The 14,290-nt window shown below is 67.3% G+C and carries 12 protein-coding genes and 1 riboswitch; of the genes, 1 reads left to right on the top strand and 11 read right to left on the bottom strand.

The annotated features are described in order from the left end of the window. From xdhA to rplM, 5 genes are all read right to left on the bottom strand, one after another. Window positions 1-1,614 carry a xanthine dehydrogenase small subunit gene (xdhA, locus tag DACI_RS29875; protein WP_012207707.1) on the bottom strand — a complete coding sequence of 538 codons (1,614 nt, stop codon included), beginning with the start codon at window positions 1,612-1,614 and terminating at the stop codon, window positions 1-3. 279 nt (window positions 1,615-1,893) lie between these two features. Beyond that, a complete protein-coding gene (gene mdtD / locus DACI_RS29880; RefSeq protein WP_012207708.1) occupies window positions 1,894-3,336 on the bottom strand; it encodes a multidrug transporter subunit MdtD in 1,443 nt (480 codons plus the stop codon). 116 nt (window positions 3,337-3,452) lie between these two features. Beyond that, the gene (erpA, locus tag DACI_RS29885; protein WP_012207709.1) at window positions 3,453-3,827 is read right to left on the bottom strand and encodes an iron-sulfur cluster insertion protein ErpA; all 375 of its coding nucleotides are present in this window, start codon (window positions 3,825-3,827) and stop codon (window positions 3,453-3,455) included. A 214-nt stretch (window positions 3,828-4,041) separates the two neighbouring features. Continuing rightward, entirely contained in the window at window positions 4,042-4,434 is a 393-nt protein-coding gene (gene rpsI / locus DACI_RS29890; protein WP_012207710.1) for a 30S ribosomal protein S9, read from the bottom strand. A gap of 10 nt (window positions 4,435-4,444) precedes the next feature. After that, window positions 4,445-4,873 (bottom strand): 50S ribosomal protein L13, encoded by a 429-nt coding sequence (gene rplM, locus DACI_RS29895; protein WP_012207711.1) that lies wholly within the window; start codon window positions 4,871-4,873, stop codon window positions 4,445-4,447. A 248-nt stretch (window positions 4,874-5,121) separates the two neighbouring features. Here rplM and DACI_RS29900 point away from each other — a divergent pair, with 248 nt between their 5' ends. Beyond that, on the top strand, window positions 5,122-5,994 hold the full coding sequence (locus tag DACI_RS29900; RefSeq protein ID WP_012207712.1) for a 23S rRNA (adenine(2030)-N(6))-methyltransferase RlmJ: 873 nt from the start codon (window positions 5,122-5,124) through the stop codon (window positions 5,992-5,994). Window positions 5,995-6,001: 7 nt separating this feature from the next. On the opposite strand, the gene DACI_RS29905 is transcribed toward DACI_RS29900, so the two are convergent. The 6 genes from DACI_RS29905 to DACI_RS29930 form a co-directional block, all read right to left on the bottom strand. Further along, window positions 6,002-6,913 (bottom strand): septal ring lytic transglycosylase RlpA family protein, encoded by a 912-nt coding sequence (locus DACI_RS29905; protein ID WP_012207713.1) that lies wholly within the window; start codon window positions 6,911-6,913, stop codon window positions 6,002-6,004. A 78-nt stretch (window positions 6,914-6,991) separates the two neighbouring features. Continuing rightward, entirely contained in the window at window positions 6,992-7,819 is an 828-nt protein-coding gene (gene metF / locus DACI_RS29910) for a methylenetetrahydrofolate reductase [NAD(P)H] (protein WP_012207714.1), read from the bottom strand. Window positions 7,820-7,841: 22 nt separating this feature from the next. After that, the gene (locus DACI_RS29915; protein ID WP_012207715.1) at window positions 7,842-9,044 is read right to left on the bottom strand and encodes a TlyA family RNA methyltransferase; all 1,203 of its coding nucleotides are present in this window, start codon (window positions 9,042-9,044) and stop codon (window positions 7,842-7,844) included. Window positions 9,045-9,201: 157 nt separating this feature from the next. Further along, window positions 9,202-10,632: an adenosylhomocysteinase gene (gene ahcY / locus DACI_RS29920; RefSeq protein WP_012207716.1), complete on the bottom strand. Its 1,431-nt coding sequence runs from the start codon at window positions 10,630-10,632 to the stop codon at window positions 9,202-9,204. 70 nt (window positions 10,633-10,702) lie between these two features. Continuing rightward, window positions 10,703-10,787, bottom strand: a riboswitch (S-adenosyl-L-homocysteine riboswitch). 7 nt (window positions 10,788-10,794) lie between these two features. Next, window positions 10,795-11,538: a response regulator gene (locus tag DACI_RS29925; RefSeq protein ID WP_012207717.1), complete on the bottom strand. Its 744-nt coding sequence runs from the start codon at window positions 11,536-11,538 to the stop codon at window positions 10,795-10,797. Window positions 11,539-11,564: 26 nt separating this feature from the next. After that, a complete protein-coding gene (locus tag DACI_RS29930) occupies window positions 11,565-14,279 on the bottom strand; it encodes a sensor histidine kinase (RefSeq protein ID WP_012207718.1) in 2,715 nt (904 codons plus the stop codon). Window positions 14,280-14,290: the final 11 nt, after the last annotated feature.

Raw genomic sequence — 14,290 nt, forward strand, 5'->3', positions numbered from 1 at the left:
TCAGGCTCCTTGGTGCACTGCGTGGGGCATCACGCTCCAGACGCTGGTGGCCTGCAGCGGCAGCGGCTGCTGCGAACGTGTCTCCAGCCACAGGCGCTGCAGCAGGTTCTGCGCCACCTTGAGCCGGTAGTCGGCGCTGGCGCGCATGTCGGACATGGGCTTGAAGTCCTGGGCCAGCGCGGCCTGGGCGGCCTTCACTGCGGCCTGGTCCCAGGGCTGGCCCACGATGGCCGCCTCGGCCAGGGCCGCACGCTTGACCACGGCAGCCATGCCGCCAAAGGCCAGGCGGGCGGACTTCACCACCTCGCCATCGAGCTCGATGGCCAGCCCCGCGCACAGCGCCGAGATGTCGCAGTCAAAGCGCTTGCTGATCTTGTAGGCACGGGTCTGGCGCCGTGCAGCGTCCAGCGGCACGGCCAGTGCCTGCACGAACTCGCCCGGTTCCAGCTGGTTCTTCATGTAGTCCAGATAGAAGTCATGCAGCGGCATGCGGCGCACGCGTGCGCCCTTGCGCAGCTCGATCTGCGCGTCCAGCGCCATCAGCACGGGCGGCGAGTCCCCAATGGGCGAGCCATTGGCCACGTTGCCACCCATGGTGCCCGCATGGCGGATGGGCACGGAGGCAAAGCGCAGCCACACATCGGTCAGCCCCTCGAAGCGCTGCGACAGCGCCGACCAGGCCGATTCCAGCGAGGCACCGGCGCCGATGTACAGCTCGCCGCCGTCCAGGCTGCCCGCGCCGTGGCGCTCCTCGACGCGCTTCATCTCGGCCACGTCGCCCACATAGACGATGTCGCCCAGGTCGCGGAACTGCTTGGTCACCCACAGCCCCACATCGGTGGAGCCTGCCAGCAGGCGCGCGCGGGGCTTGGCCTCGCACACGGCGGCCAGCTCGTCCAGCGTGCGCGGAGCGTGGAAGCTGTCCACACGGCCGCCCTGGGCGGCGTTGGGCGCGGCGTAGTCCAAGCCGGCATCCTGCGCGCGCAGGCCCTGCAGTGCCTGCACCACGGGTTCGGTGGCCATGCGCGTGGCGGGCAGGTCGAACATGCGCTGGCCTGCGTCCAGGATGGGACGGTAGCCCGTGCAGCGGCACAGATTGCCCGACAGCTCGTCGGCCAGCTGCTGGCGCGAGGGGCGCGTGCCGGCCTGCTGGTGGTGCTCATAGGCCGACCACAGCGACATCACGAAGCCCGGCGTGCAAAAGCCGCACTGCGAGCCGTGACAGTCCACCAGCGCCTGCTGCACGGGATGCAGTTCGGCACCGCCTGCGGGCTTGCCGGTGGCACAGCCCTGCTTGCCGGCGCACTGGCCCTTGACGTCCTCCACCGTGAACAGCGCCTTGCCGTGCAGCGTGGGCAGGAACTGGATGCAGGCATTGACCGTCTGCAGCTGCAGGCCGCCCACGGCGTCGGGCGCGCCGTCTTCGGCCAGCTCGGCGATGACCACGGTGCAGGCGCCGCAGTCACCTTCGTTGCAGCCCTCCTTGGTGCCGGTGCAGCGCGCGTCGCCGCGCAGCCAGTCGAGCACCGAGCGCGTGGGATGCGGCCCCTGTACCTCGACGATCTGGCCGCGGTGATAGAAGCGGATGGGTTGGGAACTGGGGCTCTGGCTCATGCTCGTGGGGGCAACTGCTGGTGCGTGGACTGTTCGGATCACGACTTACGCAAATTCCGAGGAAGAAAGCCGCTGGCCCTGTGGCGATGGCGTGTTTGCGTTCTTGCTTGCGTAAGTCCTGCGGATGTACCCGAGATTAAGTCCAGCCCCGCCCAAACGCATAAGACGGCCTCGATATTTCCTATGCGGGCTGCCATATATCCTTGCCAAAAACAAGGGTAAACCCGCAACAAAAGTGTGGATTGCAGCAGTTCAGGGTTCAAAAGCTATGCACAGCCCTCACTCGTGCTCGGCCGGCTCCAGAGGCTTGGGCCGCACATCCTCATCGTCGCCCAGCTGCGAGAAGATCATGGTCGAGGCCAGCGTCACCGCGCCCATGCAGACGAAGGTGGCGCGGAAGGCATTGAGGGTGTGCTGCGGCGTGTCGCCGCCGAACCATTCGCTGAAACCGGCCAGCACGGCGCCTGCGGCGGCCACGCCCATGCCCATGGCCAGCATCTGCACCATGGACAGCAGGCTGTTGCCGCTGCTGGCGTTGCCGGCATCGAGGTCCTTGAGCGTGACGGTGTTCATGGCCGTGAACTGCATGGAGTTGGTGGCGCCGAAGATCAGCAGCTGGACGATGACCACCCACAGCGGCAGCGCCGTGGAGACCGTGCCGAAGCTGGCGATCATCAGCGACAGCACCAGGGTGTTACCCATGAGCACGCGGCGGTAGCCGATGCGCTGGATCAGCGTAGTGGTCTGGCGCTTCATGGCCATGCTGGCCAGCACCGTGGGCAGCATCATCATGCCGGCCTGCAGCGGCGAAAAGCCCAGGCAGACCTGCAGGACCAGCGGGATCAGGAAGGGCATGCAGGAGCTGCCCAGGCGCGAGAACAGATTGCCCAGCAGGCCCACGCGCAGGCTGCGCACGGCGAACAGCTCGGGGGCGAACAGCGGGTCGGGCCGGCGCAGCGCATGCAGCCAGTAGGCGGCCAGGCTGGCCAGGCCGAAGATCAGCAGCACGAAGACCATGGCGCCATGGATGCCCTTGCCCGACATGCTGTCCAGCGCCAGCGACACGGCCACCATGCCGAAGGCCAGCAGCGCATAGCCCACGCCGTCGAAGCGCTTGACGGCAAAGCGGTCGCCCACAGGCATGAAGCGCAGCGTGGCGGCCAGGCCGATCAGGCCCACGGGCACGTTGACCAGGAAGATCCAGTGCCAGCTCACGTACTCCACCATCCAGCCGCCCAGCGTGGGGCCGATCAGCGGCCCGACCAGGCCGGGGATGGCCACGAAGCTCATGGCCTTGAGGAACTGCTCGCGCGGAAAGGCGCGCAGCACGGCCAGCCGCCCCACCGGCATGAGCAGCGCCCCGCCCATGCCCTGCAGCACGCGCGCGGCCACCATCAGCTGCAGGTTGGGCGCAATCGCGCACAGCACCGAGCCCAGCACGAACAGCGCAATCGCCCACAGGTAGACGCGTCGCGTGCCGAAACGGTCGGCCATCCAGCCCGAGGCCGGGATCAGCATGGCCATGGTCAGCGAGTAGGCGACGATGACCGACTGCATGCGCAGCGGGCTCTCGCCCAGGGCATCGGCCATGGTGGGCAGCGCGGTGTTGACGATGGTGCCGTCCAGCGTCTGCATGAAAAAGCCGATGGCCACAAGCCATAGCAGCACCGAACGCGAGGAGGATGTAGTGGAGGCGGAAGCGCTTTTGTCTTCAGGAATCATGGCAAGGCAGGGAGGGCGCAGGCGTTAAAAAACCGCCTGCGCATTGCTGCGCGGCGGTTGGTGGCGTGTTGTGCGGCGGGCTGCTGCGGGCTTCACTGCAGCGCGGCCGACAAGGCTTACACCGAGAAGCTCGATCCGCAGCCGCAGGTGGTGGAGGCGTTGGGGTTCTTGATCACGAACTGCGCGCCCTGCAGGTCTTCCTTGTAGTCGATCTCGGCACCCACCAGGTACTGGTAGCTCATGGCGTCGATCAGCAGCGACACGCCATTCTTGGTCATGGTCGTGTCGTCGTCGTTGGTGATCTCGTCGAAGGTGAAGCCGTACTGGAAGCCCGAGCAGCCGCCACCCTGCACGAACACGCGCAGCTTCAGGTCAGGGTTGCCTTCCTCGGCGATCAGATCGGCCACCTTGGCAGCTGCGCTGTCGGTGAAGACGATCGGGGTGGGCATTTCGGTGGTGGTGGTTTCGGTGATTTCTGCGACGGCGCTCATGGGGATACTCCGAAGTTCTCAATTGGCCCGAATGGTACAGCAAAGGGCTCGGGAATTCCCGGGGCCGCCGGCTTGACGACAGTGCAAGTGGGGGCATTGGCCACCGACGGCGAAGGTGAATGCGAAGGGTTTGCATCGCCCAGAAAAAAACCGCCGGCAAAGGCGGTTTTTTTCTGAGGAAAGCCCCGGGGGACTTTCCTGCAGTGCCAGCGGATTAACGCTTGGAGAACTGCTTGGCGCGGCGTGCGGAGCGCAGGCCGACCTTCTTACGTTCGACTTCACGAGCGTCACGCGTCACGAAGCCGGCTTGGCTCAGGACGGGCTTGAGCGCTGCGTCATAGTCGATCAGGGCGCGGGTGATGCCGTGGCGGGTAGCGCCGGCCTGGCCGGATTCACCACCACCGTGGACGTTCACTTGAATGTCGAAAGCTTCCAGGTTGCTCGTCAGAGCCAGGGGCTGCTTTGCGATCATGATCGAGGTTTCGCGGCCGAAGTATTCCTGAATGTCCTTGCCATTCACGGTAATCTTGCCGGAGCCCTTCTTCAGGAACACGCGTGCGACGCTGGATTTGCGACGGCCGGTGCCATTGTTCCAATCACCAATCATCTAGGTCTCCTTAGATTTCCAGAGCCTTGGGCTGCTGGGCGGTGTGGGGATGCTCAGCACCGCCGTACACCTTGAGCTTCTTGATCATTGCGTAGCCCAGGGGACCCTTGGGCAGCATGCCCTTGACGGCCTTTTCCAGAGCACGGCCGGGGAACTTGGCCTGCATGTCGCGGAAGTTGGTGGCAGTGATGCCGCCGGGGAAACCAGAGTGGCGGTAGTACACCTTGTCCAGGTTCTTGGTGCCGGTGACCTTGAGCTTGGAGGCGTTGATGATGACGATGAAGTCGCCGGTGTCAACGTGAGGTGTGTAAATGGCTTTGTGCTTGCCGCGCAGACGGAGTGCCACTTCGCTGGCGACACGTCCGAGCACCTTATCGGTGGCGTCAATCACAAACCACTCGTGTTGCACCTCAGCGGGCTTTGCGCTGAATGTAGACATGAGTTTTCTCTTTCAAGAAAGGTTTGGCGGGCCCTTTTCCGCGGTCGGCGCTTCTTCAAAAAGGAAGCCTCTTAGGCGGGGATGTAAACTTCGCCGCGGGACCCTAAAATCGCTGCGAAGCCCTCCATTATACAAAAACGGCAGGTCTTCGCCATCCCCCCCTTTGCGCCGCACTGGCTTCAGCGCCGGCCCCATCCTTCAGCCGCCACGGACAACCACCCGGCAGCGCGGCTGGTTACCATACGCCTATGTTCAGTTACCGCCACGCCTTCCATGCAGGCAACCATGCCGATGTGCTCAAGCACACCGTGCTGATCGCCACCCTGCAATACCTCCTCCAGAAGGACGCCGCCCTCACGGTGCTGGACACGCACGCCGGCGCCGGCCTGTACCGACTGGACGGCGACTACGCCAACAAGAGCGGCGAGTCGGCCGACGGCATCATGCGCCTGGCCCAGGCCAAGGAGGCCGAGCTGGCCCCGGTGCTGCAGGCCTACCTGGCCACGGTGCGCTCCTTCAACCAGGGCGCGCAGCTGCGCAACTACCCGGGCTCGCCCTTCATCATCCAGTCCCTGCTGCGCGTGCAGGAGCGCGACAAGCTCAAGGTCTTCGAGCTGCATCCCACCGACATGCGCTCGCTGGTGGGCAACATTGCCCAGCTCGAAGCGGGCCGCCAGGTGGCCGTGCTGCACGAGGACGGCTTCGAGGGCATCAAGAAATTCCTGCCACCACCGTCGCGCCGCGCCCTGGTGCTGTGCGACCCCAGCTACGAGCTCAAGAGCGACTACGCCAAGGTGCTGGACATGGCGGCCGACAGCCTCAAGCGCTTTGCCACAGGCACGTATGCGGTCTGGTATCCGATCATCCCGCGCCCCGAGGCGCACGATCTGCCACGCCGCCTGAAGACCATGACCACCAAGGCCGGCAAGAGCTGGCTGCACGTGGAGCTCACGGTCAAGAGCAACAAGACGTCGGAGCGCGGCGGCCTGCCGGCCAGCGGCATGTTCCTGATCAATCCGCCGTTCAATCTCAAGGAACAGCTCAAGCCGGCCATGCCGCAGCTGGTCAAGCTGCTCGGTCAGGACGAGAACGCGGCCTTCACGCTCGAATCCGGCGGCTGAACACGGTTCAGCGCGAGCTCGACGCCGCAGAGGCCACTGCCGTGGCCGAGGCTGCGGCGGGCGCCGCGGCCTTCGCCACCGGCCTGGCGGCAGGGGCGGCACGGCTGGCCACGGCCGTGCGTGCATTGGGCCGGGGTGCGGGCGCCTTGGCCTGCACACGCGGCCGGACCGGGGCCTTTGCCTGAACCTGGGTCCGCGCCTGTGTTTGTGTCTGTCCCTTGGCCTGCTGCGTCTTCTTGAGCGACTCTGCCTTTCTGGCCGTGACCAGGGTTTCGGGGCATTCTTCCTCGCCTTCGTCAAGCTGCCACAGCTCCACGGGCTTGATGCCCAGGCCGACCATGCCCAGCTCCTGCGCCGCGGCCTGGCTCAGGTCGATCACGCGGCCGGGTGCAAACGGCCCCCGGTCATTGATGCGCACCACCACCGTCCTGCCTGTCGCGGCGCTGCGCACACAGACACGGCTGCCGAAGGCGAAGCTGCGGTGCGCAGCCGTCAGCTCTTCCTTGTCGAAACGTTCGCCGCTGGCCGTCAGCCGGCCATGCAGGCCCGGGCCATACCAGGAGGCCAGGCCTTGCTGGTCACTGTCGCGCGAGGGAACGAGGGCGAAATCGGGATTGGAGGGAGTGTCGGCACTCTCTTCGGGCGAAGCCGGTTCGGAGGGCCTGGCATCCGCGGATCTGCTGGCAGGCGGCGTGGCCCGCGAGGCGCGGCTGCTGCGCTTGCCTGCGGAGGGAACGGCCGCAGGCGTCTGGCCTTCAGCCATGGCCTCGGCACCTGCCGAACCAGCAGAACCGGCCATCAGGGCGCCGGACTCGGCATCGGTTTCGGCCACGGGAGCCGGTGCGCAGCCAGCCAGGGTGGCGGTGATGGCACACATGGCCAGCCAGCGCCAGTGCAGGCGTCGAAAATTACGATCCATGGGCAAAAACCTCCAGGGAACGCCTGACCGTTCCCAAGTTCTAGAGGGCCGCCCGGGGCCGGCGCAGTGGCTGCGCGCTCAAAGGCCCAATCGATCGCAGATTTCCAGCGTGGCGACGCTCTGGTTCATCGTATAGAAGTGCAGCCCGGGAGCGCCCTGGCTGCGCAACTGCTCGCATAGACGGGACACGACATCGAGGCCGAAGGCGCGAATGGACGCCGTGTCATCTCCGTAAGCCTGCAGACGCAGGCGGATCCAGCGCGGGATCTCGGCGCCGCAGGCGTCCGAGAAGCGCATCAGCTGCGTAGAGCTGGTGATGGGCATGATGCCGGGAACAACCGGTACATCAAGCCCCATGCCGCGCGCCGCATCAACGAAACGGCAGTAGGCGTCGGCATTGTAGAAATATTGGGTGATCGCGGAATCCGCGCCAGCGCGCACTTTAGCCGCAAACGCTTCCAGATCGGAATGTGGGGATTTCGCCTGCGGATGGACCTCGGGATAGGCTGCCACCTCGATGTGGAACCAGTCGCCGAACTCGCGGCGGATGAATTCCACGAGGTCGCTGGCGTACTGGAATTCCCCTCCCAGGCCATAGCCGCTGGGCAGGTCGCCGCGCAGCGCGACGATGCGGCGCACGCCCATGGCCTTGAGCTCCTGCAGCTCGGCACGCACCTTGTCGTGCGTGGCGCCCACGCAGGAGAAATGCGATGCCGCGCTGACGCCTTCGCTCTGGATGTCACGCACCATGTTGAAGGTGCCGGCCTGCGTGGAGCCGCCCGCGCCATAGGTGACGGAGCAGAACTGGGGCTTGCGCGCATAGAGGTTCTTGCGCACCTGCACATGCTTGGCCGCGCCTTCGGGCGTCTTGGTCGGGAAGAATTCGAAGCTGATCGGAAAGCTCATGTAAGACTCACTGCTCAGTGTTTCATTCGTTGCGTTTGCGCAGCTTGGCGCGCCCCGGTCCGGGCACGCCGAACTCGGTGCTGGTGTCGATCACACGCTCGTTGCGCTGCTCGCGCAGCACGGTGCGGGACACGCGCTTGGGCGCGGCCGGCTTAGGCGCGGCTTTCACGGCCGAACGGGGTTCGTCCTCGTCCTGCGTTTCAGGCTGTGCAGGCTCCTTCACCACGGCCGCCTGCTGGGCATGCACGAAGAATTCGCGGTTGCCGTCACCGCCTTCGATGGCCGACTCCATCCAGCCCTTGACCTCCAGCCCCAGCTCGCCCAGGCAGGTGCGGATGCGCTGCTCCACCTCGGTGAACAGGGCCGCATCGCGCACGATGCCGCCCTTGCCGACCTGGCCCGGCTGCAGTTCAAACTGCGGCTTGACCAGCATCAGCAGCTGGCCATGCGGCTTGAGCAGGCGCGTGACGGCCGGCAGCACCAGGGTCAGCGAGATGAAGGACAGATCGCCCGTGACGAAGTCGAACTGCGGCGTGATGTCCACGTCGGCAAACTCGGCGCGGCGGCGGCGCTGCGTGGCCACCGTGCCTTCTTCCCGGGCCTTGCCCTTGGCCGCGCGCTCGGCCTTGAAGGCTTCGATCTCTTTTTCCTTGGCGTCGTCGCTGTCGTCGTAGTCTTCATCGACCAGACCGCCGTTGCGCATCCAGGCATAGGGCGCCACGGGCTGGGTGTCGTTGTCGTCGGGATCTTCTTCCCAGCGTTCGGACAGCACTTCCTCGCAGGACTCCTGCAGGCCCTCGGCCGTCACCGCGCGGGCATTGACGCCCTCGACGCAGATCACACGCACATCCGAGCGCAGCCGGTCATGCAACTGGCCATGGCCCACGTCCACGCCGATGACCTGGGCGGCGCCCGCCTGCAGCAGGCAGTCGGTGAAGCCGCCCGTACTCTGGCCCACGTCCAGGCAGCGCAGGCCCTGCACCGACAGCTTGGTGGCCGCCAGCGCGCCTTCCAGCTTCAGCCCGCCGCGCGAGATGAACCGGGCCTCGGCCCCGTCCAGCAGCTGCAGCTCGGCACCCGCAGGAATCTCGTCGCCGTTCTTGGCAACCTTCTTCCAAGGCGTCAGCGGCGTCATGCGCCATTGCACGCCGCCTGCAATCAGCCGCTGCGCCTGCGAGCGCGTGGCCGCATGGCCGGCTTCCACCAAAAATACATCTGCGCGCATAGCGTCGCTCCAGGAAATCTCAGTTGACTAATGCCCGAAACCGGCGCGACCCAACTCAGGGACGCCAAGCAAGGGCCGCCCCGCAGCGAGGGCGTCGTCCCCCTCCTCCGCGAAGCGGATAGAGAGGGGGAAGGCGCGTCAGCGCCTCAGGGGGTGCTTAGTAGCGATAAGTTTCGGGCTTGTAGGGGCCCTGCTTGCTCACGCCGATATAGGCAGCCTGGCCGTCCGTCAGTTCGGTCAGCATGGCGCCGACCTTCTTCAGGTGCAGGCGGGCGACCTTCTCGTCCAGGATCTTGGGCAGCACGTAGACCTTGCCGACCTCGTAGGCGTCGGGCTTGGTGAACAGCTCGATCTGGGCGATGGTCTGGTTGGCGAACGAGGCGCTCATCACGAAGCTGGGGTGGCCGGTGGCGCAACCCAGGTTCACCAGGCGGCCCTTGGCCAGCAGGATGATCTTCTTGCCGTCAGGGAAGGTGATGTGGTCCACCTGGGGCTTGATTTCTTCCCACTGGTACTGCTCGATGGAGGCGACGTCGATCTCGTTGTCGAAGTGGCCGATGTTGCAGACGATGGCTTCGTTCTTCATGGCCACCATGTGCTCGTGGCGGATGATGTCGCGGTTGCCGGTGGTGGTCACGAAGATGTCGGCCTTGTCGGCTGCCCACTCCATGGTCACGACCTTGTAGCCTTCCATGGCCGCCTGCAGGGCGTTGATGGGATCGATCTCGGTGACCCAGACCTGGGCCGACAGCGCGCGCAGCGCCTGGGCGCAGCCCTTGCCCACGTCGCCGTAGCCGGCCACCACGGCAACCTTGCCGGCGATCATCACGTCGGTGGCGCGCTTGATGCCATCCACCAGCGATTCGCGGCAGCCGTAGAGGTTGTCGAACTTGCTCTTGGTGACCGAGTCGTTGACGTTGATGGCACGGAACTTCAGCGTGCCCTTGGCCGACATCTCGTTGAGGCGGTGCACGCCGGTCGTGGTCTCTTCGGTCACGCCGATGATGTGGGCGCTCTTGCGCGTGTACCAGGTGGGGTCCTGGGCCAGCTTGGCGCGGATGGCGGCGAAGGCGATCTTCTCTTCTTCGGAGGCGGGGTTGTCCAGCACGGACAGGTCCTTTTCGGCGCGCATGCCCAGGTGCAGCAGCATGGTGGCGTCGCCGCCGTCGTCCAGGATCATGTTGGGGCCTTCGCCTTCGGTGCCGGCGGCGCCGAATTCAAAGATGCGGTGGGTGTAGTCCCAGTAGTCGGCCAGCGATTCGCCCTTGATGGCGAACACGGGCGTGCCGGTTTCCGCGATGGCGGCAGCAGCGTGGTCCTGCGTCGAGAAGATGTTGCACGACGCCCAGCGCACTTCGGCGCCCAGGGCCTTGAGCGTCTCGATCAGCACGGCCGTCTGGATGGTCATGTGCAGCGAGCCCGCGATGCGCGCGCCCTTGAGGGGCTGGGCCGCGGCGAATTCCTCGCGCGTGGCCATCAGGCCGGGCATTTCGGTTTCGGCGATCAGGATTTCCTTGCGGCCCCAGGCAGCGAGGGAAATGTCAGCGATGGCCGTGTCGGCGGAAACGGGACGAACAGCAGCGTTCATGGTTTTCTCCAAAAGATGAATGAAAAACCACGTTCTGCGGGAGACGAAAAAAAGCTCACCGCACAGAAAGCGTGGGCGAGCGTCGTTGCAGGTATGACTCCGAGCCTCGCGACCACGCCTGATGTGTGGGGGCCGCTGCAACGCTCCTCGGAGAGGCGCCGATTATACCGATCCCGTGGATGCCTCACCGCCCAGCCCCACAAGCCGGTAGCCCACCTGCAGCTCGGTCACCAGGTGGCGCGGCTGGGCCGGCTCGTCCTCGATCTTCTGGCGCAGATTGGCCATGTGCACGCGCAGGTAGTGGGCGCGGCTCAGGTACTCGGGGCCCCAGACCTGCAGCAGCAGCTGGCGGTGGGTGAGCACCCGGCCCTGGGCGGCGATCAGGGCCGCCAGCAGGCGGAATTCGATGGGCGTGAGGTGCACCGGCTGCCCCGCGCGCCGCACCTCATGCGTGGCCAGGTCCACCTGCACCGGGCCGAAGTGCACCTTGCTGGACGCGGCGGTGCCGCCCGCCCCACCGGCGGCGCCCAGCTGCTGGCGGCGGCGCAGCATCACGCGCAGCCGGGCCAGCAGCTCGGGCACGCCGAAGGGCTTGACCAGGTAGTCGTCGGCGCCGGCATCCAATGCGGCCACCTTCTCGTCCTCACGCTCGCGCGCGGAGAGCACGAGCACGGGCACGGAGGACCACCCGCGCAGCTCGGTCAGGACCTGCTTGCCATCGGCGTCGGGCAGGCCCAGGTCGAGGATGACCAGGTCGGGCTGGCGGCTCGCCGCCTCGATCAGGCCGCGGCGCGCGCTGTCGGCCTCGAAGACCTGCCAGCCTTCGTCTTCCAGCACCAGTCGCACGAAGCGGCGGATGCCGGGGTCGTCCTCGATCATCAGGATGCGGTTGGCGGGCGTGCTCATGGGGGGCTTTCGTGCATGGCGGGACTCTAATCCAGCGCAGGCTGCTCGGGCACGGGAAAGCGCAGCGTGAAGATGGTGCCCGGGCCGGGCCGCGCGGCGGCAGCCTCGATGCGCCCGCCATGCGCCTCGACAATGCTGCGCACCAGCGCCAGGCCCAGGCCGATGCCCGAGACGGTGGACTCGGCCGTGCCGCGCGTGAAGGGCTCGAACAGCGTCTCCACCGGCAGATGCGATGGCAGGCCTGGCCCGCCGTCGCGCACGGACAGCAGCAGTTCGCCGTCCTGCACACGCGCACTGATGGCCAGCGGCGTGCCGGCCGGCGTGTACTTGGCGGCGTTGTCCAGCAGGTTGACCAGCACACGCTCCATGAGCAGGGCATCGAGCTGCAGCAGCGGCAGGCTGGCGGGCACGTCGGTGCTCACGAGATGCTGGCCCAGGCGCGCGCGCATCTGGCGCAGCGCGCTGCCCACCACTTCGTCCAGCGGCAGCCATTCGCGCTGCAGGTGCACGCCGCCTTGCTGCAGGCGCGCCATGTCCAGCAGGTTCTCCACCAGGCGCTGCATGGCCTGCGCCTGGATGCGGACCTGCTCCAGCATGTCGGCCGCGCCGCCCGGCGGCACATGGCGCTGCGCCGCCTCGGCCGCGCCCAGGATGGTGGTCAGCGGGGTGCGCAGGTCGTGCGAGACGGCCGACAGCAGGGTGTTGCGCATGCGCTCGCCCTCCATGGCGATCTGGGTCTGCTGGGCCACGGCCACGAAGTGCTGGCGTTCCAGCGCCAGCGCCACCTGGCTGGCACAGGCCTCCAGCAGGCGCTGCTCCTCGGGCACCTCCAGGCGCTGAGGCGCACGCAGCTGCAGCACCAGCACGCCGCGCATGCGCACGGGTGCGGCCAGCGGCACATAGCGGGCCGGTGCGGCCGGGAGCGTGTCCGTGCCCTGGCCAGCCTGCTGGCCATGGTCCATGGCCCAGCGCGCAATGCTGTCGTCCATGGCGCAGGGGCCGCCGCCCGCAGGCCGCAGGCGCTCGTCGGCATCGGGCAGCAGCAGCCCGGCCTGGGCGTCGAACACGCCCGAGACCGTGCGCAGCGCGATCTCCACCACCTGCTCCTGCGTGAGCGCGCCCGACAGGTCGCGCGCCAGCCGTGCCAGGGCGCCTGCGCGGCGCTCGCGCTCGGCCGCCACGCGCGCCTCGTGGCGCAGCCGCGCCATGAGCTGGCCGCAGACCAGGGCCACGCCCAGCATCAGCACGAAGGTGAACAGGTACTGCGTGTCGTTGACATGGAAGGAGCCGCGCGGCGGCACGAAGAAGTAGTCGAAGCACAGTACCGACAGCAGCGCGGCCCAGGCACCCGGACCCCGCCCCCAGCGCAGCGAGGACAGCACGACGATGAGCAGGAACAGCATGACCACGTTGGCCGGGTCGAAGACGCGCAGCAGCTGCTCGGCCAGCGCCGTGGCGGCCAGGCAGGCCAGGGTGACGCCGGCATAGCCCTTCCACGGCAGCGGTGCGCGCCGCGGCAGCGCGGAAGTCGCGGCAGGAGCGGCCTCGGTCCGGGCCGCGCTGGAGCCGCCGGAGAGCACCAGCACATCGATATCGGGATGCAAGTGCGTGATGCGGTCGGGCAGGCTGCGCGTCCACCAGCGCCAGGGCGACCAGGCCGGGCGTGGCGGCTGGGCCAGCACCAGGCGGCTGGCGTTGCGCTCGCGCGCGAAGGCGACCAGGGCCTCGGCCACATCGGCGCCCGGCAGCGTGGCCGTCTCGGCGCCCAGGCGCGCGGCCAGGGCCAGGGTCTTGAGCACGGCGGCCTGCACGCTGCGCGGGCGGTGCTGGCGCTGGGGGGCGTCCACGTAGACCACCATCCAGTCCGCATCGAGTCGTCGCGCCATGCGCGCGACCTGGCGCACCAGCGCGTCGTCGCCCGCGCGGCCGGCCACCGCCACCAGCAGGCGCTCGCGCGCAGGCCAGACCGTGCCTATGGAGCGCTCGCGCCGGTAGTCGCGCATGTCCTCGTCCACGCGGTCAGCCGTGCGGCGCAGCGCCAGTTCGCGCAGCGCCAGCAGGTTGCCACGGCGAAAGAAATTGCGCGAGGCCCGCTCGGCCTGCTCCAGCATGTAGACCTTGCCGTCCTTCAACCGGCGCAGCAGCTCGTCGGGCGAGATGTCGACGACGATGACCTCGTCGGCATCGTCGAAGATCTGGTCGGGCACGGTCTCGCGCACCGTGATGCCCACGATGCCGCCCACCACGTCGTTCAGGCTTTCCAGGTGCTGGACATTGATCGTGGTCCAGACATCGATGCCTGCGTCCAGCAGCTCCTGCACGTCCTGCCAGCGCTTGGGATGGCGCGAACCCGGCGCATTGCTGTGCGCCAGTTCATCGAGCAGCAGCACGCGCGGGTGCCGCGCGAGCGCCGCATCCAGGTCGAACTCGCGCAGCGTCCGCCCCTGGTGCGGCAGCTCGCGCAGCGGCAGTTGCTCCAGGCCATGCAGCTGCTGCGCCGTTTCCTTGCGGCCATGGGTTTCCACGAGTCCCACCAGAACCTCGCGGCCTCCCTGGCGTTCGCGCTGGGCGGCGGCCAGCATGGCGTAGGTCTTGCCCACGCCTGCATTCGATCCGAAGTAGATGCGCAGCTTGCCCCGCCCCTCCTGCGCCCGCTCATGGCGCAGGCGCGCGACCAGGGCGTCGGGATCGGGGCGCGGCATACCGGGCGGCGCCGGCTCGGCAGAGGACGAAATGGGCATGGTTCTCAGCC

The sequence above is a fragment of the Delftia acidovorans SPH-1 genome (assembly GCF_000018665.1).
In the GTDB taxonomy this organism is placed as follows: Bacteria; Pseudomonadota; Gammaproteobacteria; order Burkholderiales; family Burkholderiaceae_C; genus Comamonas; species Comamonas acidovorans.